The following is a 20,744-nucleotide window of genomic DNA, read 5'->3' as shown; positions in this document are numbered from 1 at the left end:
GCGTCCCGGCCGGCCGCTCAGCCCTTCAGCGAGGCCTTCAGGAATTTCAGCGCCTGATCGTCGATGCGCTGGCGGAGGGTGAAGAAGTCGGTCCAGGGATCCGGACGCTCCGCGGCTTCCGCCATGCCGAACATATTGGGCGCTTCGAGGTCGGCCACCTCGTCCCAGTCGAGCGGCACGGCGACGGAGGCGGTGGCCCGGGCGCGCAGGGACCAGGGCACGATGGCGGTGGAGTAGGGCCGGTTGCGCAGCCAGTCCACGTAGATGCGGCCTTTCCGCCGCTCCTTGGAGGCGACCGCGACGTAGCGCTTGGGTTCCGCCTTGGCCATGCCCTTGGCGACCCCGCCGGTGAAATCGCCGATGTCGTCGAAGGTCTGCGTGGCGTCGAGCGGCACGAGCACGTGCAGCCCCTTGCCGCCGCTCGCCATCGGGTAGCTCGCGAGCCCGACGGCGTCGAGGATCTGGCGGACGGCGAACGCGGCTTCCTTGACCGCCTCAAAACCCACGTCCTCATCCGGGTCGAAGTCGAACACCATCCGGTCTGGCGACTTGAGCTTCGGCACGACCGCGTTCCAGCCGTGCAGCTCGATGACGCCGAACTGGGCGGCCGTGACCAGGCCCTCCACGTCGGTGATGGTGAGGTAGTCCTCGTGCCGGCTCTCCGGATCGTGGACGGGTTTGACGCCCTTCTTCATGCCGGGGAGCACGTGGCGCTGAAAGAAGGTCTCGCCGGATAGGCCTTCCGGCGCGCGCACGAAGCTGACGGGCCGCCCGAGAAGATGCGGCATGATGCGGTCCGCGACGGCCAGGTAGTGCTCCGCCACCTGGAGCTTGGTGCCGCCGATTTCGGGGAACACCACGCGTTCGGGATGGCTGATCCGCGACAGCATCGCGCTCCGCTCCGCCGAAACCGCCTTTGGTTTTGCGGCGCGACGCGCCGGCTTGGGCTTGTCGGAGGTCACGGAGGGCTCCTTGGCTTGACGCGCCGCCAAGGTCTTGGCTCTGGGCTTCGGCGCGGCGTCGGCGAGTGGCGCGCGATCCTCCCGCCAGCCGAGATAGCGAGCCTGCCTCAGGCTGCCGTCGCCCGTCCAGCCCGCGAGTTGGACCTCGATCCGATACTTGGGCTCGACCCACCGCAGCGTCCGCGGTGCCTTCTCTGTCCCCTTCAGCCCCGGCGGCGGACCCTTGCGCCGGTCCGGCTCCAGTCGCGCGGCGATCCGTTCCAGTTCCGCCGCGCTGAAGCCGGTGCCGACGCCGCCGACGTAACGCAGGCCGTCGCCGTCCTCGATCGCGCAGTGGAGGGAGGCGAAGGCGCGCTTGTCCGACGGCATCATGCCGACGACGATCACGTCCTCGCGGTTCTCGCCCTTCACCTTCGCCCAGACGGAGGTCCGCCCGGCAACATACGGGCTGTCGGCGCGCTTGGAGATGATCCCCTCCGCCCCGCCGCCGACCACGTTCCCGAACACGGTCGGGCCGTTGCCCGTCATGAACGGCGCGATCCGGATCGTCTGCCCGTCCGCTCTCCCCAGCACGTCGGCCAGCCGATCCTTGCGCTCCAGGAGCGGCCGCTTGCGCAGGTCCTCCCCCGCGGCGAACAGGATGTCGAACACCACGTAGGCGATGTTCGTGCCGGGGCCGTCCAACGCGTCGACGAGCCCTGGAAAGTCGGTGAGCCCGCGCGCGTCGAACACCACCGCCTCGCCGTCGAGGAGCACGCCGGAAAGGTCGAGCGCGGAAAGGGCATTCCGGACGGAGGGAAAGCGCTTGGCCCAGTCCAGACCCTCGCGGGTGTAGAGGTGCACGGTCTCGCCGGAGACGGCCGCCTGAAGCCGATATCCGTCATATTTGATCTCATGGATCCAGTCGTCGCCCTCCGGCGCGGACTTGCGCACGGAGCAGAGGGTCGGCGGAACGAAAGGCAGCGGCTCCACGGCCGCGGCTTTCGGAGCGCTGGATGGACGGCCGGTCTCCTCCGCCTCGGCGCGGTCGCGCGCGAAGGAATGCGGCGTCTCCTCCTGCTCGATCTCCTCCTTCGTCCGCCCGGTCTTGATGGATGTGACGTACTTAGCCGGGTAATCATCAACCTCCCGGTCGACCCACTCGTCTTTTTCCTTGATCAAAAGCCAGTTCTCCCGGCCCTTCTCCACGTTCATGCGGACCAGCACCCAAGCGCCCTTCATGCGCTCGCCGAGGAGGACGAACTTGAGCTCGCCTTTCTGAAGGGCCGCATGCGGGTCGTCGGTCATCGGCGCCCAAACGCCCCGATCCCAGAGCATCACGGTGCCGCCGCCGTATTCGCCCTTCGGGATCGTACCCTCGAACTCGGCGTAGGAGATCGGGTGGTCCTCGGTGCGCACGGCCAGCCGCCGATCGGACGGGTTCAGCGACGGACCCTTGGTCACGGCGAAGGAGAGGAGCACGCCGTCGAGCTCCAGGCGAAAATCGTAGTGCTCCCGCCGCGCCCAGTGGTGCTGCACGACGAAGAGGCCCTTGCCGGAAAGTCCTCCCTCGGCAGGCTCGGCCGTGCGCGAGAAGTCGCGCTTGGCGCGGTAGGAGGCGAGCGCCTCCTCAGGGCTCGTCGGCCGTGCGGCAGGCGAAGGGGAGGGCCCGTCGGACGTGCGGGACTTCCCGGCTGCACGGGCCATCAGCTGGCCCTCCGCCGCTTCGTCTCATCGGCCTTCTTGGCGGCGGGGCGGCTCGCCGCCTTGGCAGCGGGCTTGGCCTCCGTTTTGGCGGACGACTTGGGCGCCGCCTTTGCAGGGGCTTTGGCCGCCTTCTTCTCGGCCGCAGGCTTTGCGCTCTTGGCCGGCGGAGTGGCGGCTGGCTTCGGACTCGCGTCCTTGCCGCCGGTCTCCTTGGCGACCGACCGGCGCAGCGCCTCCATGAAGTCGACGACGGTCCCCGCGCCCTCCTGCTCGTCCTCGTCCACGGAGACGGAGCGACCCGTCTCGATCTTGCGCTGGACCAGCTCGCGGAGCGCCTGGGCGTAGTGGTTCTCGAAGCGGTCCGGATCGAACGGCTCGGAGCGGCGCTCGATCAACTCCTTGGCCATCTCGATGAGGTCGCCGCGCAGCTGCTTGCTGCCGATCCCGGCGAACACCTCGTCGGCCTCCTTGAGCTCTTCCTCGTAGCGGAGCGTCTCCAGCAGCAGGCCGTCGCCGGCCGGATGGATCGTGACGAGATTCTCCCGCCCGCGCACCGACTGCTGGCCGATGCCGACTCGCCCCATCGTCCGCAGTGCGTCGCGGATCACGCGGTAGCCTTCCTCCGCCACGTCGCCGTCCGGCAACAGGTAGTAGGGCTTCTCGAAATAAAGCGGGTCGATCTCGCAGGCTTCGACGAATTGCGTCAGCTCGATCGTGTGCGCGCTTTCGATCTTGACCGCGTCCAGCTCCTCATCCTCGAGCAGCACGTACTTGCCGGGCTCGATCTCGTAGCCGCGGACGATATCGTCCTTGTCGACCTCGCCCTTGCCGGGAACCACCTTCTGGTACCGGATCCGCTGGTTCGTCTTGCGGTCGATCTGGTGGAAGTGGATTTCGCTGGCCGCCTGCGTGGCGGTCACCATCCGCACCGGGATCGTGACCAGCGAGAGACGCAGGAAACCCTTCCACATCGTTCGAAAACGTTCGGCCATCGCGCTGGTCCTTCTCCCTCGGTGCGACTCGAACGGGGTCGGGGCCGTATCGGTTCCGATTCGATCGGGAACTGCCGGGGCTTCGCGGGGTTTGCCGAAGGGCTGCGACCCCTACGAAAGGATCCCCATGGAACTGCAAGGCAAGGTGGCTCTGGTGACGGGTGCCGGATCGGGCATCGGACGCGCTGCGGCGTTGCGGCTGGCGCAGGCCGGCGCGCACGTCGGTCTGCTCGGCCACACCGGCAACGAGCTGGAGAGCGTCGCCGAGGAGATCCGCCTCTCCGGCCGCAAGGCGGACATCCTCCTGGCAGACGTCGTCAACGAGGCGGACATGCGCCAGGCGACGGACCGGCTTGCGGCGATGCACGGTCGGATCGACGTGGTCTTCGCCAACGCCGGCATCAACGGCACCTGGGCGCCGATCGAGGAGCTGTCGCCGGACGACTGGGACCGGACGATGGCGGTGAACCTCCGCGGGACCTATCTCACCATCCACTGCGCCGTGCCGCATATGAAGGCGACGGGCGGCTCGATCGTGATCACCTCCTCGATCAACGGAACGCGGACCTTCTCCAATCCCGGCACCGTCGCCTATGCGACCACCAAGGCCGGGCAGTTGGCGATGGCTCAGGTGCTCGCCCTGGAGCTGGCGCAGTACCGCATCCGCGTCAACGTGGTCTGCCCCGGCGCCATCGAGACCTCGATCGACGACAACACCTCCAAGCGGAACGTGGAGCAGGTCGCGATCCCCCGCGAGTTCCCGGAAGGTCAGATCCCGCTGACCCGGGGCGTGCCGGGCGCGGCGGAAGACGTCGGCAATCTCGTCCTCTTCCTGGCATCGGACCGGGCCCGCCACATCACCGGCACGCCGGTCTGGATCGACGGCGGTCAGTCCTTGCTGATCTAGTCGCCGCGGCGCGCGCCCCAGGCCGGGGCGCGCCAGCCGGCGGCAAGCGCCTCCCGCTCCGAGCAGAACCAGCGCTCGCCCTTCTTCTCGTTTACCGAGGTTTTGTCGTACCATGGGCTCCAGGGCACGTGGTAGATCCGGTCCTTGCCGGACAGGTTGCCCTTGATCGGGCAGCCCGAGGGATGGACCTGCGCGGCGCGGGTCCAGCGGCTTTCCCGGTAGGTCCAGGCCGGCTCTGTCTCGGCCTGCCAGATGCCGCGCCCGGCTGCATGAGCGGCCTCCTCGGCTTTGACATAATCCTTCGCGTATTTTCGAAAGGCCCAGGCGAGGCCGCTGGAGACCATCGCGCCGTTGACGTCCTTACCGCTGCTGCGGCAGACGGCGAGCGTGCGGTCGTAGGCGTCCTTGCCAAGCGGCGTGCAGGAGAGCGGACCGGCCCCGGCCAGCCGTTCGAGGGCGCGGATCGCTTCGCGGCCGCACGGCCAGCGGCCGCCGCCGGGCCGCGCGCAGGTCTGGCTGGCTTCCGGTGCGTCGATGCCGTGGAGGCGGATCGTCTCCTGGCCGATGGCCAGCGTGTCGCCGTCGATGATGCGCACCGTCGCGGCCATTGCCAGCGACGGGGCGGATGGGAGATGAATGGCGAGCGCGACGAGTGCGCCGCCGAAGGTTGTGCGTCGCATGTCTTCCGCTCCCGATCGGGAGGGGATCGTGCGGCGCGGGATTGAACAGGGCGTTAACGCGGGCGAGGCGAAGGCATCCGTGGGAAGAGAGAATGCGTTGTCCCGGCTGGTGAAGGGTGTTCGGCGCGAACCCTTCGACGTCAGGCCCTCCACGGAGCTGTTTCCCGACCTCGACCCGGACCGGGTCGCGGCCGACCTGCAGCTCGCCGCCAGGGGCCGCGAGCGCGGCGAAAAGAACGAGCCGCCGGCCGTGTCCGATGCGCTCGATGAGGTCGAGAGCCGCATCGTGGAGCGCGTGGAAAGCGCGCAGAAGGCTGCGCATGCGGTGCTGCTCGACCAGTTGCAGGTGTTCTCCGAGCGTCTCTCCAGCCTGGACCTGGAAGGCCGCTTCGGCGCGATCCGGCACGCCGCGCCCGCGGCGGTGAGCGAGTTCCGCGCCGAGGCCGCCACCGGCCGCGACGAGCTGCACGGCCTGCGCCGGACGCTGCGCGAGCACGAGGCGGAGAAGGTGGCCTTCAAGGCCCGCCACCGGCTGGACCGCTCCCCCCGCCCGCCCACCGTCGGCATGCAGGCGCTGAAATATGGCCTGCTGGCGCTGCTGCTCGTCTTCGAGACGCTGGTCAACGGGTCGTTCCTGGCCAAGGGTAGCGCCACCGGCCTCCTCGGCGGCACCACGGAAGCGCTGGGGTTCGCCTTCCTCAACGTGCTGGCGAGCTTCATGATGGGGCGGCTCGGCCTGCCCGAACTCGTCCACCGCAACTTGTTCCGCAAGCTCGTCGGCCTCCTCACCGTCGCCGCCTGGCTCGCCTTTGCCATCGCGCTAAACCTTGCGCTGGCGCACTACCGTGAAGTCGCCGAGACGCTCGACGCCGAAGGCGGCCGGCTGGTGATGGAGCGGCTGAAGACCGCGCCCTTCGACATGGGCGACGTGAAGTCGTGGCTGTTCTTCGCCATCGGCTTCTTCTTCTCGGTGATCGCCTTCCTGGACGGCTTCGCCACCGTCGATCCCTATCCGGGGTTCGGCGACATCGAGCGCCGGCTGGTCACCACCCGCGACGTCTACATCCGTCGCAAGCAGGAGCTGATCGACACGCTCCTGGACGTGCGCGACGACAACATCGAGACCATGGAGGAAGCGCATCGCGATCTCGCCGTCCGCCGCGGCGAGTACGACGCGATCCTCGACCAGCGCATACGGCTGGCCCGCCTGTTCGACGCCTACCAGGGACAGCTGGAGACCGCGGCCAACACGCTCATCGCCGTCTACCGCGACGCCAACCGAGCGGCCCGGACCGAACCGCCACCCGCTCGCTTCTCAGACCGCTACGCCCTGAAGCGGATCGTGGTGGAGACCGACGTCGCGGCGCCGGCCCGGGAGGACCTCCGCCAGGCGATCCGCGATACCCAGACCTTGCTGGAGCGCGAGGTGGCCGCCGTGCATGCGGCCTTCGACGACGCCGTGACGGGTTACCATCAGATCGACGACCTGTTCGAGGAGAGCCGCCATGGCGCGCCCTCGACGTAGGCGCCGGCGCTCCGGTGGCGAGGGCTGGAAGATCGCGGCGGGCGTCGGCCTGGCGCTGGTCGCGCTCGCCGGCCTCGGCGGCATCGCCTGGCTGAACGCCACCCTGGAGCCGCCGCCGAAGCTCGATCCGGACACGCTCTGCCCGGTGGACGGGCCGCGCGCGCTCACGGTGGTGCTCCTCGACGTCTCCGACGACTGGCCCGACGTGACGAAGGCGCAGGTCGCCAAGCGCCTGCTCGACACCGCTGAGGCGATGCCGACCTACGGGCTCCTGGAACTGCGCCTGCTCGATCCCGCCGATCCGTCCGGCCGCGTGCTTTTCGCCCGCTGCAATCCGGGATCGGGGGAGGGGCTTTCCGAGTTCACCGCCAATCCTGAAGCGGTCCGCCGCGCCTGGGCGGCCGGTTTCCGCGATCCGGTGGAGCAGATCGTGGACGGAGGCTTTCCGCCCGCACCCTCCGACACCTCGCCGATCATGGCCGCCATCCAGCGGATCGCGGTGGAGCGCTTCGAGGGCCGTGCCGCCGAGACGGTGCCCAAGCGCCTCGTGGTGGTCTCCGACATGATGGAGAACACGCCGGCCTACTCGCAATACGAGGGCGATCTCGGCTACGATCGCTTCCGCGCGTCGCCCGCCTTCGCGGACCTGCGCACCGACCTCCACGGCGCGGCCGTGACGGTGCTCTACGTCCAGCGCCGGACGGGCGCGGGCGCGGCGCCGAGCGGCGATCATATCGCCTTCTGGACCAAGTGGTTCGAGGAGATGCACGGCGCTCTCGCTGAGGCCGTGAAGATGCAGGGAGCCGGCTGATGGCACGCACCGGCGATCGATCCGACGACCTGACCGCGACCGGCTTCCTGGACGCGCTGGTGTTCATGGCGTTCGTGGTGCTCGGCGCGGGCTATATTCTCGGCGCCAAGACGGCGGACCTGCCGCCGGCATGGGTCACCTTCGTGCCCGTCGCGATCATGGTGGGCTACGCCCTTACCACGCGGCTCGCGCGCGGGCTGCTGCTGCGCGACGATCAGACCGGCGACAACCTCTACTACATGGGCTTCCTGTTCACGCTGACGAGCCTCGGCGTCTCGCTTTGGCAGTTCAGCGTCTCCGGCGCCGCCGAGGCGATCGTGCGCAACTTCGGCATCGCGATCGCCACGACGATCGCCGGCATCGCGCTGCGCCTGTTCATGAACCAGATGCGCCGCGATCCCGCCGACATCGAGCGCGTCTCCCGCCTGGAACTCGCCGACGCGGCCCGGCGCGTCCGCCGCGAACTCGATTCCACGGTGGTCGAGATGAACCAGTTCCGCCGCGCGCAGCTGCAGTCCATGCGCGATGGTGCCGACGACGGCCGCAAGCTCGCCGACGAGACGATGAAGCTCGCCGAGACAGTCGCCGACGCCGCCCGGCGGCTGGATGCGCCAGTCGAGACGCGCGCAAAGGCGCTGGAGGAACTGCTCGACCGCTTCGCCGATCGCCTGGCCGACCACGCCCGCAGCATGGACCGGCTGAGCGCGGCGTTGCGCGAGGCGCAGGGAACCCTGCGGGCCGGGACCGCCGACCGATGCGAGCGGGAGGACGTCTGAACCATGCGCGACCGCGTCTCCGAAGCCAACGGCTCCTACCGGCAGGGCCTGATCCTCGGCCTGACCATGGCCGAGCTGATGCTGCTCCTCGTCTTCTGCCTCCTGATCGCCGTCGCCGCGCTGCTCGGCAGCGAACGCCTCAAGCTGGAGAACGCCGAGGCCGCGCTGGAGCAGGCCCGCCAAGAGAAGGCGACGGCGGAAGCCCTGCTGGAAGAGGTGAAGGCCGCCGGCAAGCTCGCCAGCCTCGCCCCGCCGGACGGCGCGACGGTGACCGACGGCGCCTCCGGCTCGCCCGTCGACGACATGTGGCAGCGCCTGGTGACCGCCGACGGCACGATCCGCAAGCTGGAGGCCGCCGGGCTCGACCCGAAGACGCTGGTGGAGGACGCCACCTTCCACGCCAAGCTCGCCGATCTCGCCCGCAACCGCAGCGCCCAGTCTGTGCTCGCCGACGTGGCGCTCGCCGACGAGCTGCGCCGACGCCTCGGCCTCGACACCCAGGCGCCGCTCTCTCCGGACCAGGTGACCGCCTCCGCCGCCGAGGCGTTGCAGACCGCGGACCGCGCCCGCGTCGCCGCGGAACAGCGCGTCGCCAGCCTGGAGGAGGAGGTCGAGGCGCTGAAGGACGTGGTGCCGGCACGGCCGGGCAAGAGCACCGACCTGCCGCCCATCATCACGCTGAAGGAGGACCAGGGTTTCTTCTTCGATACCGGACGCGCCAGCCTCGGTCCCCGCTTCGCCGCCCGGCTGCACGACGAGACGGCCGCCAGGCTTGCCGAACTCGTCGCCCGCTACGACGTCGACGTGATCGAGGTGATCGGCCACACCGACGAGCGGCCGCTCGGCAAGGAACGCGCCTCAAACTTGGACGGTGAACTCCTCAAGGTGGTTGGCGGCGCCGCCGGCGTCGACACCCTCGTGCCGGCCGACAACGCCGGTCTCGGCCTAGCGCGTGCCGTCGCGGTCGCCCAGGTGCTGAAGTCGGATGCCCGCCTGCGCGGGCTCGACATCCTGCCGCTCTCCGCCGCCCAGCTGGTCGACACCGACGGCCACCTCACCGCGGGCGACAACGTCGCCGACGTGGCCGAGCGCCGCCGCATCGAGATCCGCCTGCGCCGCGCCAACGAGGGCTGACCGCCGCAACAAAGCCGTGATCTGAGGAACATCGCGCGGCGCCCCGTGTTGACGACTCCGACCGCCCGATCTGGGCGACCGGAGGACTCCGATGCCCGCAACCCGTTCCCTGATGCTCGCCGCCGTAGCGCTGCTTCTCGCAGAGCCCGCCGTGGCCGGCCCTTGCACCGACGACATCGCCGCGATCGACCGAGAGATGGGAACTGCCGGCGCCACAGGCGCGACCGACGCCGCTCCGCCCGTCGCCGGCGGACCCGCTTCAGCGGCTCCGTCCATCGATGCCGCCGCTCCGGCGGCTGACGGGTACGCTCCCGTCGCCGACACCAACCCGGCGAGCGAACCGGCGGACACCGTGCCGCAGACCGGTAGCGCGCAGGAGCAGGCCGAGGCCGCCGGCGCCGCCCCCGACGGAACCGCTCCGATCGGCGACCAGACCGCGCTCACCGCAGCCCTCGACACGGCCCGCGCCGCCGACGCCAAGGGCGACGAGGCCGCCTGCCGCGCTGCCCTCGACGACGCCCGCAAGGCGATGGGCCAGTGACCGGGACCAGAGACCGCCGATGAGACGGATCGCCCACATCTCCGACCTCCACTTCGGCCGCGTCGACCATGGCGTGGTGGAATCTCTACGTGACGAACTCAATCGGCACCTGCCGGACCTGGTGATCATCAGCGGCGATTTCACCCAGCGCGCCAAGCGCAGCGAGTACATGGAGGCACGCGCCTTCGTCGACAGCCTGAAAGCGCCGTGGTTCGCCGTCCCCGGCAACCACGACATCACTTTCCACCACCTCTACCAGCGCTTCTTCGACCCCTGGCGCCGCTACCGCCGCTTCATCCACCACGAGGTGGAGCCGGTGTTCCAGGACGAGGAACTGTTCATCGTCGGCATCAACACGGCCCGGCGCATGTTTCTGGAGCTGGACTGGTCGCACGGTCGCATCAGCGGCGACCAGATCGCCCGTGTGGAGCGGCAGCTGTCCGAGGCGCCCTCGCATCTCTTCAAGATCGTGGTTGGCCACCATCCCTTCCTGCCGCCGCCCTATGCGCCGGCAACCCGGGTCGTCGGCCACGCCGACCGGGCGCTGGCAAGCTTCGAACGGCACGGCGTGCGGCTGGCGCTCGCCGGCCATCTCCACAGGGGCTACCTCCGCGTCGTCGATCCCGCGATCTCCAGCGAACCCGCCGCTGCGCCGAGCCGCGACCGTGACCGCGCGCCCGACCGGCCGCCGCTGGTGGTGGTGCAGACCGCCTCGGCGACATCCACACGCCTGCGCGACGAACCCAACGCCTACCAGCGGATCTGCATCGAGAACGGCAAGGCGGTGATCAGCTCGCGCGTCTGGGACGGCCAGTCCTTCGTGGAGATGATGGAGGTGAACGCCGACGAGGAGAAGAACCTCGCCGCCGGCACCCCGGAAGGCACGCTCCGGCCGGAGACGATCGAGACGGCTGGATCCGAAGACCTCGCCCTGTCACCCGAAAACGCTGAACGAGGCGCTTGATGAGCTTTGCTGCGGACCCGATGAACGATGGCCGGAACCTTGGACGGGCGGCAGCCCAGCGACCGCGCTGGGTGGAGCTTGCCGCTGCCGCTGCGACCTTCGCGCTGGTCTATCGTTTCACGGACGGGCGTCGCACCGAAAACCAGGCCCGTCGCGCGTCGCCGGCCGGTGTTCTTGACGAGCCGAGGCCGGAAGTGGCGATCGCCGACGCCGGCCGCGGCCGCGCCGCGGAGCGCCCGTCAGAAATCCCGGCCAAGGGCTGGAAGGACGTGCTCTGGCGGACCTGGCAGGAGATCGGCTCGGACCGCGTGCTGGCGGTGGGCGCGGGCGTGACCTTCTACGCGCTGCTCGCCATCTTCCCCTTCATCGGCGCCTTCGTGTCGCTCTATGGACTCGTGGCCGATCCATCCACCGTTCAGGAGCATCTCGCCGCCATGGCGGGCGTGCTGCCCGCCTCGGCGCTCGATATTCTCGGCGACCAGATGCAGCGGCTCGCCTCCAACGACGAGCAGGCGCTGGGCTTCGGCTTCATCGTCAGCCTCGTGCTGGCGCTCTGGAGCGCGAATGCCGGCATGAAGGCGGTGTTCGACGCGCTGAACGTCGCCTACGACGAGGACGAGAAGCGGAGCTTCATCGCGCTCAACGCGCTCTCTCTGGCCTTCACGCTCGGATCGATCGTGTTCCTGATCTTGGCGATCACCGCGCTGGTCGTGCTGCCGATCGCGCTCGACTTCGTCGGTCTGGGCGCGACGACCGAACTGCTGTTCAAGATCGGCCGTTGGCCGGCCCTGTTCCTGCTGGTCGCCGCAGCCATCGCCATGCTCTACCGCTACGGGCCGAGCCGCAGCCGCGCCAAATGGCGATGGATCACCTGGGGCGCGGCTCTGGCCGCGGTGCTGTTCATCGCCGTCTCCATCGGCTTCTCCTTCTACGCCGCCAACTTCGCCGACTACAACGCCACCTACGGCTCGCTCGGTGCGGTGATCGCCTTCATGACCTGGATCTGGCTCTCCTGCGTCGTGATCCTGGTCGGCGCGGAGCTGAACGCCGAGGTCGAGCACCAGACGGCACGCGACTCCACCGTCGGGCCGGAGAAGCCGCGCGGCGCACGAGGCGCCACCATGGCCGACACGATCGGCGAGCCGCAGGTACGCTAGGTCAAACCGTCGAGCGCGGCGCGCAGGGCGGCGACGGCGGCGCGGCTGGTGCGTCTCTGCGATGGGGCAGTGAACCCGAAGCCGAGCAGTCTCGCGTCGACCGGGGCCGCGACCGAGCATGAGGCATGCACCTCGACGGCCCCGGTCGCTCGCACCAGGGCACCGGCATTCTCGGCGCGGACCCCGCTGCCGGGCATCACGACGATGCGCCCGCGGGCGTGCTCGACGAGCTTCGCCAGGACCGCGCCGGCTTCAGGGGCGGTGGATGCGCCGCCGGATGTGAGCACCCGAGCGAACCCAACGCCGATTGCCACCTCGAGCGCTTCGCGGAGGTCCGGCACGAGGTCGAAGGCGCGATGGAGCGTCAGGTCGAGGCCTTCGGCATGGGCAACGAGAGTGGCGAGGGTCTCAGCGTCGAGCCGTCCGTCCGCCAGACTTGCCCCGAACACGACGCCGGCAAGGCCCGCCTCTCGGGCGGCGTCGATGTCGCCCTTCATGATGTCGAGCGTCGCCGCATCCACCTGAAAGTCGCCGGACCGCGGGCGGATCATCGCCATCACCGGAATCGGGGCGGAAGCGGCGAGCCGCATCAGGCCAGGGGAGGGTGTCAGGCCGCCGAGCGCAAGCGCCGAGCAAAGCTCGATCCGGTCAGCGCCACCCGCGATGGCTGCTTCGAGACCGTCCGCGTCCTCGACGCAGACCTCCAGGAGAACCCGTTCGGCCGGGTGTAGCATGACCGTCGTCTCGGCTGATTCGGCCGGCGCATCGCCGGCCCCTCGGCCTCGAAACCACGAAGCGCCGCTGGGCGCAATCGGGAGCAAAGGGATGGGCGACCAGGACAAGCCGAACACGCCGCAGATGGCGTCCAGGTCCTACCGGCTGGCGGCGCTCGACACCGACTTCGTGCTCGGCGACTCCATGCGCGGCGTGCGTTTCCTGATGGAATACGCCAAGGCCGAGGAGGCGCTGCGCGCCTGGGGCGTGCGCTCCACCATCGTGGTGTTCGGCAGCGCCCGGGCGCGCGAGACCGGAACCGCCGACCAGGCCCGCTGGTACGCCGAAGCCCGCGCCTTCGGACGCCTCGCCTCCGAGCGCGGCGGCGCATTGCTCGACGACGGCCCGATGCGCGACAACGTCATCGCCACCGGGGGTGGACCGGGCATCATGGAAGCTGCCAACCGCGGCGCGGCGGACGCGGGCGCGCCTTCGATCGGCTTCAACATCACCCTGCCGCACGAGCAGGAGCCCAACGCCTACTCGACGCCGGAGCTGACCTTCCGCTTCCACTATTTCGCCATGCGCAAGATGCACCTCGCGATGCGGGCGAGCGCGCTGATCGTGTTTCCCGGTGGCTTCGGCACCTTCGACGAGCTGTTCGAGCTGCTGACGCTCTCCCAGACCGGGAAGGCCCCGACCATTCCCGTCGTGCTGTTCGACCGCAGCTACTGGACCGACATCATCAACTTCGAGGCGCTGGTCCGCCACGGCATGATCAGGGAAAGCGACCTGGACCTGTTCGCCTTCGCCGAGACGGCCGAGGAGATTTGGGCGATCCTCTCGCGCTCGCCGCTGGTCCACCACCCGCGCTGATGCTCAGCCCTCGGCGAGCGCCCGCTTGAGCCGGCGCAGGATGACGCCGCGCGCCCGGTCGTCGGCGGCTTCCTCCATGGCCCTGGCAATGTCGAGCACCAGCTCCGACTGGTCGTTGTGCCAGTCGCGATGGCCTGGAACCGCCGGCTCCAGGCGTCGCGCCCGGCCTTCGTCGAGAGCGACCGCCGCGCGTCCCTTGGGAACGCTGAAAGCCTGGTCGAGCGCCGGCGCGACGACGGCCGCACGGCCGAGCTTGCCCGCGACCCTGTCCTTGAGCGCCGCGACCGCGGGCCCTTCGCCGTGCACCAGGAAGAGGCTGCCGTGGATCGGCTGGCGCCCTTCGATCCAGGCCTCCAGCTCCGGTCCGTCGGCATGCCCGGAGTAGAGGTCGATCGAGCGGATCGTGGCGCGCACCTTCACCTCGTCGCCCTGGATCCGGACGGCGCTCGCACCGTCCTGCAGGATGCGCCCGAGCGTGCCTTCGGCCTGGAAGCCGACCAGCAGCACGGTCGCCTCGTCGCGCCACAGCCAGTTCTTCAGCCGGTGTCGGATCCGGCCGGCCTCGCACATGCCGCTCGCCGCGATCACGATGTGGAACTCACGCATCAGGTCGAGCGCTTTGCTCTGCTCCACGGTTTCCGTGAAGCGGACGGTGCGGGCCGCCAGTGCCCGCTTCAGCACCGCGCCCTCCTCCAGCTCGCCGGCGTGCTGGGCGAAGATCTTGCTCGCGCGTGTCGCCAGCGGGGAATCGATCACCACCGGGATGCGGGGCAGGTCGCCCGCCTCCATCAGGAGGTGGAGGTCGACCATGAGCTCCTGCGTGCGTTCGACCGCGAAAGACGGGATCAGCAGTGCGCCGGCCGGGTTCATCGCGGCCTTCACCACGTCGCAGAGCATCCGCCGCCGCTTCTCCGGCGTCGCGCCTTCCCGGTCGGTGTCGCCATAGGTAGCCTCGCAGATGACGTGGTCGACGTCGGTGGGCGCTTTCGGGTCGTGCTGCAGCAGCTTGAACGTGGGGCCGATGTCGCCGGAAAACAGCAGCCGCACCGTCTCGCCGTCAGGCCCCACCGCCTCCACCTCCACCGAGGCGGAGCCGAGCAGGTGGCCGGCGTTCCAGAAGCGGGCCCGGATGCCTTCCGCGACCGGCGTCCAGGTTTCGTAGGCCACGCCGCGGAACTGGGTGAGCGCCACGGTCGCATCGTCGGCGGTGTAGATCGGCGTCACCTCGCCCCGGCCGCGGCGGCGGTTGCGGCGGTTCAGCTGCTCGACCTCCACCTCCTGGATGTGGCCGGAGTCCGGCAGCATCACGCCGCAGAGGTCTGCGGTCGGCGCGGTGGCGTAGACCGGCCCGGTGTAGCCGTCGTTGACCAGCTTGGGGATCAGCCCGGCGTGGTCGATGTGCGCATGGGTGAGGATCACCGCGTCGATCGCGCGGGCGTCGAACGGGAACGGCCGGTAGTTGAGTTCCCGTTCGGTCTTGGAGCCCTGGAACAGGCCGCAGTCGACGAGCACCCGCGCCTGACCGGTGTCGAGCTCGAAGCACGACCCGGTGACGGTTCCGGCGGCACCGTGGAAGATCAGGATGGGCGCACCCTTGGGTCTCGGCATCGGTCTGAGCCTTCAGCGCTGGTGGGTGAGCGTCGACGTGCCCCACGTGTCGGACACGACGTAGCCCTCCGGGAACGGGTCGTCCGGATCGAGCATGTAGGTCATCTCGCCGGTGATGAAGCCGCGGCCGCGGATCTCCGGCACGATCGCCGGCCGGCCGCCGCAGGTCGTCTCGGCGGCGATCCGGCCGTCGAACCGCGAGCCGATGATCGAGGTATGCGCGAAACTCTCGCCGACCTTGAGCTGCCCGCGGGCGTGGAGCACAGCGAGACGCGCGGAAAGCCCGGTCCCGGTCGGGCTCCGATCGGAGCGGCCGGGCGAGACGATGCAGGTGTTGCGCGCCGCGGTCCCGGCCCCCTGGAAGGGCGTGTTGAACTGGACGATCGAGACGCCGCGGATGTCCGGGTTCTCCGGGTGGACCACGTCGAACTGGGCGCGCGCCGCCTCGCGGATCTGCTCGCCGAGCACCGCCAGATCCCGCGCCTCGTCCGGAGCGATCGCGAAGCCGAGCCGGGTCGCGTCGACCAGCGCGTAGAACATGCCGCCGTAGGCGACGTCGACCGGGATCGTGCCGTGGCCGGCGACCTCAAGGGGGGCGTCGAGCCGGTCGACGAAGGCCGGCACGCTGGTGAGCGTGACCGACACGCACTTCCCGTTCCGGCACTCCGCGACCACGTCGACCGGGCCGCCGGGCATGTCGAGCCGCAGCCGCGTCTCCGGTTCGGTCATCGGCACCATGCCGGTTTCCAGGAGTACAGTGGTGACGCAGATCGTGTTGGAGCCGGACATCGGCGGATACTCCGTCGGCTCCATGATGATCGCACCGGCGACGCAGTCCGGCCGCTTGGCCGGGACGATCAGGTTGACGTGCCGGGCGACGCTGCCGCGCGGCTCGCAGATCAGGAAGCGGCGGATGGCATCGTGCTCGCGCTCGAACGTGCGCATCATCTGGAACACGCTGTCGCCGGCCGGCGGCAGCACGCCTCCGACGATCACGTCGCCGATCTCGCCCTCCGCGTGGCATCCGATGACCTTGATCGCCCGCGTCGTCCGCATCCGCTCCGCCTCGTTTCATGAGATGCCGGGATCGGCATGTCTACCGCGTCCCCGGATCCTCCGTCCATCGCCTCACCGGGGCTCGATCCGCACCGCCCGGAGCGCGTTGAGAATCACCGCGACGTCGATCACCTCCTGGAGCAGCGCGCCCTGGACCGGCGTCAACAGGCCGAACGCCGCCGCGATCATGCCCGCAATCGAGAGGCCGATGCCGGCATAGACGCTCTGCAGCGCGATGGCACGGGCCTGCCGGGCGATCGAGATCGCATCCGGAATGCGGCCGATCTGATCGGTAAGGAGGATCATGTCGGCCGCTTCCGACGAGGCGGCCGTCCCGCGTCCGCCCATCGCGACTCCGACGTCCGCCGCCGCCAGCGCTGGTGCGTCGTTGGTACCGTCGCCGACCATCATCACCACCGCGCCCTCGCCCTCGCGGACGACGATCGCCACCTTCTCCGCCGGGCTGAGGTCGGCATGAACCGCGTCGAGCGCCAGCGCCACCCCGATCGGCCCTGCGACGGAGGACCGGTCGCCGGTGGCGAGCACGATCCGCCGGATGCCGGCGGCGCGCAGCCCCGCGATCGCCGCCACGACGTCGTCCCGCAGCCGGTCGGCGAGCACGAAGGTCGCCGCCGGCCGGCCGTCCACGGCGACGGCCGCGGTGAGGGCGCCGCCGTCCTCCAGGCCGAGGTCGAGCGCCGGCGCGCCGGTCACGCCTCGCACGAAACCGACGCTGCCGACGGCCACCCTCCGTCCGTCGACCAGACCTTCAAGGCCCTCGCCGGCCCGCTCCCGCACGGCGGTCGGTGTGCCGAGCGTCAGGCCCGCGGCCCGGGCGGCCGCGACGATCGCTTCGGCGACCGGATGGTTGGACGCCTGTTCCAGCGAAGCGGCGAGCCGCAGCATCGCCAGGGCGTCCAGATCCTCGCGCACCACGCTCCGGGCGACGTCCGCCCGCCCATGCGTCAGCGTGCCCGTCTTGTCGAGCACCAGCCGGTCGACCCGCGACAGTGCCTCGATGACGCCGCCGCCCTTCACCAGCACGCCGTGTCGGGCGGCGCGGTCGACGCCTGCGATGAGCGCGATCGGCACCGCCAGGATGAGAGGGCAGGGCGTCGCCACGACGAACACCGCCAGCGCCCGGACGGGGTCGCCGCTCGCCAGATAGGCGGCGGTGGCGATCGCCGCGGTGACGAGCAGGAAGACCAGCGAGAAACGGTCCGCCAGCCGCACCATCGGGGCCTTCGCGGCCTGGGCCGCGGCCACCATCCGCACGATCCCGGCATAGGTGCTTTCGCCCGCCGCCCGCTCAGCCACCAGGTCGAACGCCTCGCCGATGTTGGTCGAACCGGAAAGGACGGCGTCGCCGGGCCGATGCCGGACCGGCATCGCCTCGCCGGTGAGGGCGGACTCGTCGAGTAGGGCGTCGTCCGCCGCGGCGCCGTCCGCCGGCACGATGTCGCCCTGGCGGATGATCAGCCGGTCGCCCGGGCGGATGTCGTCCACCGGCACCCGCCGGATGCCGTCCGCCTCGTGCCGCCAGCCGAACCGCGGCGCGCGTTCCAGGAGGGCGGTCATCGCGTGCTGCGCGCGCCGCTGGGCATAGTCCTCAAGGAAGGCGCCGCCGGCGTACATCAACGCAACGATCACCGCGGCCAGCGACTCGCCGAGCAGCAGGGCGCCGGACATGGACAGGGCGGCGACGATGTCGAGCCCGACATCGCCGCGGCGAAGCGACTGCACGATCTCGACGAGGAGGCCGATGAGGACCGGGACGGTGCCGGCCGTCCAGATCACCTGCGCCACTCTGTCCGCGCCGAGGCTCCAGGCCACCAGCCCGCCCACGATCGACAGCGCCACGGCGCCGATCAGGAGCGCCCGGCCGTCGATGCCGGCCCGCTTCGCCGTGGTCGCCGGTTGGGGCTGAGGCTGCATGGGCAATCCCTTCGCGGGAGCCTCCGCGGCCGCTCCCTTGTCAGGGTATCGCCCGGCCGGCCGTCGACCGCCATGACATTCCGCAAAGATAACCGCACCACTCAGGTTTAGATTGACACAACCTCGGCTCTGTCCGATGACGCCCAGGAGGAGTGACGGGCATGCAGGTGACGCGTCGATCGCTGTTGCGAACCCTGGCGGCCGGTTCCGCGGCCCTCGCCGCCGGGACAGTGCCGATGCGCCCGGAGCCGGCCTATAGCCGACCGCTCGGCCCGGTGATCGCCCCGGTTTCGGGTGAGACCGTTCGTCTGGACCTCATCGCTGCCGAGCGTCAGCTTTCGCTGCCTTGCTTCGCCGGGAGACGCCTCCCGCTCTGGACCTTCACCGACGCGGCGCTTCCCCCGGTGGTGCGACTTCGGCTCGGAGACAGGCTCGTCGCCCGGGTCGAGAACCGTCTGCCGCGGGCGGGCGAGCACATCTCCATCCATTGGCACGGGATCCGCCTGCCCAACGACCAGGATGGCGTCGCCTGGCTGACGCAGGACCCGATCGAGCCGGGTGAGGCCTTCGACTACGCCTTCACGCCGCCCGACACCGGCACCTTCTTCTTCCACACCCACTGCAACACCGTCGAGCAGCTCGGCCGGGGTCTCGCCGGGATCCTGATCGTGGAGGGCGACGAGACCGAGCCCTACGATGCGGAGGAAGTGCTCGTCCTGCGCGATTGGCGCGTGGGCGACGCCGGTTTCCTGCCGTTCATGACGGATGAAGGGGCGAGCCGCGCCGGCAGCTTCGGGCCGATCCGCAGCGCCAACGGCGCGCCGGCCGCGTCCTTCCGCCTTCCGGCCTCCGCGGACGTCCGCATTCGCGTCCTCAACGTGGATGCATCACGCCTTCTCAGCCTCGGCGTCGAAGGGGCGGAGGCCGCGGTGGTGGCGATCGACGGTATTGCGGTGCCGCCGTTTCCGTTGAAGGCCTGGACCATGGGACCGGCCATGCGCGCCGACATCGTGCTTCGCACCCCGCCGGAGGGCGGTACGGCCCGCCTCGTCGACTACCGTCCGGCCAAGCCTTTCCTGCTTGCCGCGATCTCCACCGCCGGACCGCCGCGGCGCACCGGCGCGTTCGATCCGGCGCCGCTGCGCGCCGCCCGCATCGCCGAGCCGGATCTCGGCCGCGCCGAACGGTTGCCCCTGACGCTGTCGACCACCGCCACGGCCGATGCCGTGTCCGCGGCCCTGGAAGGCCCGGCGGGCGGCATCGACGATCTCTGCCTGTCGGACCGCACCTTCTGGGCGCTCAACAAGGCGGCGTGGCCCGCAGACGGACACCGCCGCCTGCCGCCGCCGCTGATGGTGCTGCGAAAGGGTGGGAGCTACGTGATCGAGATCGCCAACACCACCCGTCAGATCCACCCGATGCACCTGCATGGCCTGACCTTCAAGGTGCTCCGGTCCAACAAGCGGGACCTGCCGGTGCACCACGCCGATACGGTGCTGCTGCTTCCGAAGGAACGGCTGGAGGTGGCCTTCGTCGCCGACAATCCGGGCGACTGGATGATCCACTGCCACCTCATCGAACACCAGGAGACGGGCATGATGGGCTACCTGCGCGTAGCGTGAACGCGCGCCGTCAGAGCCCGAGCAGCGAGTTCTTCAGCCGCACCGCGATGTCCGGAGGCGAGAAGATGTCCAACCGCATCGGCGGCAGGTCCGGCATCGTGGTGAGCGTGTTGTCGCGGAAGGCGATGTCGCTGGTCAGCACGCACGGCGTGAACCCGGCGCCGGACGTCGCCATGTGGTAGGCATAGCCGCAGTCGTTGACCTCGATGACGTTGGCGACGTTCTTTCCCGCCTCGATCAGGATGGCGCGCGCACGATCCCAGACCTCGCTCTCCTGCTTGGAGTAGATGAAGGTGCCGTTGTCGACGCCGATCCAGGCGGTCGGGAAGTCGATGTGGTGGGAGGACCGCCGCTTCAGCGTCGGGGCGACGATGCGCACGTCGAAATCGCTCCGTGTACTGATATCGCGGGAATCGAGGAATTCCACGTCGATCGTCGCGCCAGCCTCCTGCAGCACCCGTGTCAGGATCCGCGTCACGTCCCGCCCGCTCAGAAGCGGCGAGATGCCGATCCGGATCTTGCGGCTCTCCGCCCCGGAGCCGACCAGGCCCTCGTAGATCTCCAGGATCTTCTGGAAGCCCTTGACCACCCCATGCCCGCCGGACGCAACCGTGACGGAACTGCCGGACCGGTCGAAGATGCGGACACCGAGTTCATCCTCCGCCCGTTTGACGGCCAGCGAAACCGCGGGTTGCGAAATTCGGAGCATGTCAGCCGCCCGGGAGAACGAGCCGCACTCCAGAATCCGTACGATGATCTCGATATCTTTGATTCGCATCTGGCGCCGCGGAGTATTGG

At 69.9% G+C, this 20,744-nt stretch carries 18 protein-coding genes; 10 read left to right on the top strand and 8 right to left on the bottom strand.

The genetic code is table 11. The features are described from left to right. Nucleotides 1-17: 17 nt before the first annotated feature. Both ligD and ku read right to left on the bottom strand, forming a co-directional pair. On the bottom strand, nucleotides 18-2,648 hold the full coding sequence (gene ligD, locus HZ321_RS03365) for a DNA ligase D (RefSeq protein ID WP_181700205.1): 2,631 nt from the start codon (nucleotides 2,646-2,648) through the stop codon (nucleotides 18-20). Beyond that, a complete protein-coding gene (gene ku / locus HZ321_RS03360; protein WP_181700203.1) occupies nucleotides 2,648-3,640 on the bottom strand; it encodes a non-homologous end joining protein Ku in 993 nt (330 codons plus the stop codon). The genes ligD and ku overlap by 1 nt, the downstream gene beginning before the upstream one ends. A gap of 127 nt (nucleotides 3,641-3,767) precedes the next feature. Between ku and HZ321_RS03355 the strand changes: the two genes are divergently transcribed. Next, nucleotides 3,768-4,547: an SDR family oxidoreductase gene (locus HZ321_RS03355; protein ID WP_181700201.1), complete on the top strand. Its 780-nt coding sequence runs from the start codon at nucleotides 3,768-3,770 to the stop codon at nucleotides 4,545-4,547. Here the strand turns inward: HZ321_RS03355 and HZ321_RS03350 are convergent. Beyond that, nucleotides 4,544-5,227 (bottom strand): thermonuclease family protein, encoded by a 684-nt coding sequence (locus tag HZ321_RS03350; RefSeq protein WP_181700200.1) that lies wholly within the window; start codon nucleotides 5,225-5,227, stop codon nucleotides 4,544-4,546. The genes HZ321_RS03355 and HZ321_RS03350 overlap by 4 nt on opposite strands. A gap of 97 nt (nucleotides 5,228-5,324) precedes the next feature. Between HZ321_RS03350 and HZ321_RS03345 the strand changes: the two genes are divergently transcribed. From HZ321_RS03345 to HZ321_RS03315, 7 genes are all read left to right on the top strand, one after another. After that, a complete protein-coding gene (locus HZ321_RS03345; RefSeq protein WP_181700198.1) occupies nucleotides 5,325-6,752 on the top strand; it encodes a hypothetical protein in 1,428 nt (475 codons plus the stop codon). Continuing rightward, nucleotides 6,733-7,563, top strand: a complete 831-nt coding sequence (locus HZ321_RS03340; RefSeq protein WP_181700196.1) for a hypothetical protein — start codon at nucleotides 6,733-6,735, stop codon at nucleotides 7,561-7,563. Before HZ321_RS03345 ends, HZ321_RS03340 begins: the two co-directional genes overlap by 20 nt. Next, on the top strand, nucleotides 7,563-8,339 hold the full coding sequence (locus tag HZ321_RS03335; protein ID WP_181700194.1) for a hypothetical protein: 777 nt from the start codon (nucleotides 7,563-7,565) through the stop codon (nucleotides 8,337-8,339). Before HZ321_RS03340 ends, HZ321_RS03335 begins: the two co-directional genes overlap by 1 nt. Before the next feature lie 3 nt (nucleotides 8,340-8,342). Next, a complete protein-coding gene (locus HZ321_RS03330) occupies nucleotides 8,343-9,473 on the top strand; it encodes an OmpA family protein (protein WP_181700192.1) in 1,131 nt (376 codons plus the stop codon). A 91-nt stretch (nucleotides 9,474-9,564) separates the two neighbouring features. Then, complete coding sequence (locus HZ321_RS03325) at nucleotides 9,565-10,014, top strand: hypothetical protein (RefSeq protein ID WP_181700190.1); 450 nt, start codon at nucleotides 9,565-9,567, stop codon at nucleotides 10,012-10,014. A gap of 19 nt (nucleotides 10,015-10,033) precedes the next feature. Further along, nucleotides 10,034-10,978: a metallophosphoesterase family protein gene (locus HZ321_RS03320; protein WP_181700188.1), complete on the top strand. Its 945-nt coding sequence runs from the start codon at nucleotides 10,034-10,036 to the stop codon at nucleotides 10,976-10,978. Next, on the top strand, nucleotides 10,978-12,135 hold the full coding sequence (locus HZ321_RS03315) for a YihY/virulence factor BrkB family protein (protein ID WP_181700186.1): 1,158 nt from the start codon (nucleotides 10,978-10,980) through the stop codon (nucleotides 12,133-12,135). The genes HZ321_RS03320 and HZ321_RS03315 overlap by 1 nt, the downstream gene beginning before the upstream one ends. Here the strand turns inward: HZ321_RS03315 and HZ321_RS03310 are convergent. Further along, on the bottom strand, nucleotides 12,132-12,869 hold the full coding sequence (locus tag HZ321_RS03310) for a copper homeostasis protein CutC (RefSeq protein ID WP_181700184.1): 738 nt from the start codon (nucleotides 12,867-12,869) through the stop codon (nucleotides 12,132-12,134). The two genes, HZ321_RS03315 and HZ321_RS03310, sit on opposite strands and share 4 nt — an antisense overlap. Nucleotides 12,870-12,960: 91 nt before the next feature. On the opposite strand from HZ321_RS03310, the gene HZ321_RS03305 reads away from it, so the two are divergent. Further along, nucleotides 12,961-13,725, top strand: a complete 765-nt coding sequence (locus HZ321_RS03305) for an LOG family protein (RefSeq protein WP_181700182.1) — start codon at nucleotides 12,961-12,963, stop codon at nucleotides 13,723-13,725. A gap of 3 nt (nucleotides 13,726-13,728) precedes the next feature. Here the strand turns inward: HZ321_RS03305 and HZ321_RS03300 are convergent, their stop codons facing one another. From HZ321_RS03300 to HZ321_RS03290, 3 genes are all read right to left on the bottom strand, one after another. Then, complete coding sequence (locus HZ321_RS03300) at nucleotides 13,729-15,333, bottom strand: MBL fold metallo-hydrolase RNA specificity domain-containing protein (RefSeq protein ID WP_181700180.1); 1,605 nt, start codon at nucleotides 15,331-15,333, stop codon at nucleotides 13,729-13,731. Nucleotides 15,334-15,345: 12 nt separating this feature from the next. Then, a complete protein-coding gene (locus tag HZ321_RS03295) occupies nucleotides 15,346-16,389 on the bottom strand; it encodes a proline racemase family protein (protein ID WP_181700178.1) in 1,044 nt (347 codons plus the stop codon). Between the two features lie 72 nt (nucleotides 16,390-16,461). Further along, complete coding sequence (locus HZ321_RS03290; RefSeq protein ID WP_181700176.1) at nucleotides 16,462-18,324, bottom strand: heavy metal translocating P-type ATPase; 1,863 nt, start codon at nucleotides 18,322-18,324, stop codon at nucleotides 16,462-16,464. A 161-nt stretch (nucleotides 18,325-18,485) separates the two neighbouring features. On the opposite strand from HZ321_RS03290, the gene HZ321_RS03285 reads away from it, so the two are divergent. Further along, on the top strand, nucleotides 18,486-19,946 hold the full coding sequence (locus tag HZ321_RS03285; RefSeq protein WP_181700174.1) for a multicopper oxidase family protein: 1,461 nt from the start codon (nucleotides 18,486-18,488) through the stop codon (nucleotides 19,944-19,946). Nucleotides 19,947-19,956: 10 nt separating this feature from the next. Here the strand turns inward: HZ321_RS03285 and HZ321_RS03280 are convergent, their stop codons facing one another. Further along, the gene (locus tag HZ321_RS03280; protein WP_181700172.1) at nucleotides 19,957-20,724 is read right to left on the bottom strand and encodes a LysR family transcriptional regulator; all 768 of its coding nucleotides are present in this window, start codon (nucleotides 20,722-20,724) and stop codon (nucleotides 19,957-19,959) included. Nucleotides 20,725-20,744 lie beyond the last annotated feature (20 nt).

The sequence above is a fragment of the Chthonobacter albigriseus genome (genome assembly GCF_013839445.1).
GTDB classification, from domain to species: domain Bacteria; phylum Pseudomonadota; class Alphaproteobacteria; order Rhizobiales; family Pleomorphomonadaceae; genus Chthonobacter; species Chthonobacter albigriseus.
Note: the sequence above shows the minus strand (reverse complement) of the source record. Positions and strands in the feature narration are given on the sequence as shown.

What these genes read in the sequence shown, in the direction of transcription:
- ligD (WP_181700205.1), bottom strand. Translation starts at nt 2,648, where the DNA reads ATGGCCCGTGCAGCCGGGAAGTCCCGCACGTCCGACGGGCCCTCCCCT.
- ku (WP_181700203.1), bottom strand. Translation starts at nt 3,640, where the DNA reads ATGGCCGAACGTTTTCGAACGATGTGGAAGGGTTTCCTGCGTCTCTCG.
- HZ321_RS03355 (WP_181700201.1), top strand. Translation starts at nt 3,768, where the DNA reads ATGGAACTGCAAGGCAAGGTGGCTCTGGTGACGGGTGCCGGATCGGGC.
- HZ321_RS03350 (WP_181700200.1), bottom strand. Translation starts at nt 5,227, where the DNA reads ATGCGACGCACAACCTTCGGCGGCGCACTCGTCGCGCTCGCCATTCAT.
- HZ321_RS03340 (WP_181700196.1), top strand. Translation starts at nt 6,733, where the DNA reads ATGGCGCGCCCTCGACGTAGGCGCCGGCGCTCCGGTGGCGAGGGCTGG.
- HZ321_RS03335 (WP_181700194.1), top strand. Translation starts at nt 7,563, where the DNA reads ATGGCACGCACCGGCGATCGATCCGACGACCTGACCGCGACCGGCTTC.
- HZ321_RS03330 (WP_181700192.1), top strand. Translation starts at nt 8,343, where the DNA reads ATGCGCGACCGCGTCTCCGAAGCCAACGGCTCCTACCGGCAGGGCCTG.
- HZ321_RS03325 (WP_181700190.1), top strand. Translation starts at nt 9,565, where the DNA reads ATGCCCGCAACCCGTTCCCTGATGCTCGCCGCCGTAGCGCTGCTTCTC.
- HZ321_RS03320 (WP_181700188.1), top strand. Translation starts at nt 10,034, where the DNA reads ATGAGACGGATCGCCCACATCTCCGACCTCCACTTCGGCCGCGTCGAC.
- HZ321_RS03315 (WP_181700186.1), top strand. Translation starts at nt 10,978, where the DNA reads ATGAGCTTTGCTGCGGACCCGATGAACGATGGCCGGAACCTTGGACGG.
- HZ321_RS03310 (WP_181700184.1), bottom strand. Translation starts at nt 12,869, where the DNA reads ATGCTACACCCGGCCGAACGGGTTCTCCTGGAGGTCTGCGTCGAGGAC.
- HZ321_RS03305 (WP_181700182.1), top strand. Translation starts at nt 12,961, where the DNA reads ATGGGCGACCAGGACAAGCCGAACACGCCGCAGATGGCGTCCAGGTCC.
- HZ321_RS03300 (WP_181700180.1), bottom strand. Translation starts at nt 15,333, where the DNA reads ATGCCGAGACCCAAGGGTGCGCCCATCCTGATCTTCCACGGTGCCGCC.
- HZ321_RS03295 (WP_181700178.1), bottom strand. Translation starts at nt 16,389, where the DNA reads ATGCGGACGACGCGGGCGATCAAGGTCATCGGATGCCACGCGGAGGGC.
- HZ321_RS03290 (WP_181700176.1), bottom strand. Translation starts at nt 18,324, where the DNA reads ATGCAGCCTCAGCCCCAACCGGCGACCACGGCGAAGCGGGCCGGCATC.
- HZ321_RS03285 (WP_181700174.1), top strand. Translation starts at nt 18,486, where the DNA reads ATGCAGGTGACGCGTCGATCGCTGTTGCGAACCCTGGCGGCCGGTTCC.
- HZ321_RS03280 (WP_181700172.1), bottom strand. Translation starts at nt 20,724, where the DNA reads ATGCGAATCAAAGATATCGAGATCATCGTACGGATTCTGGAGTGCGGC.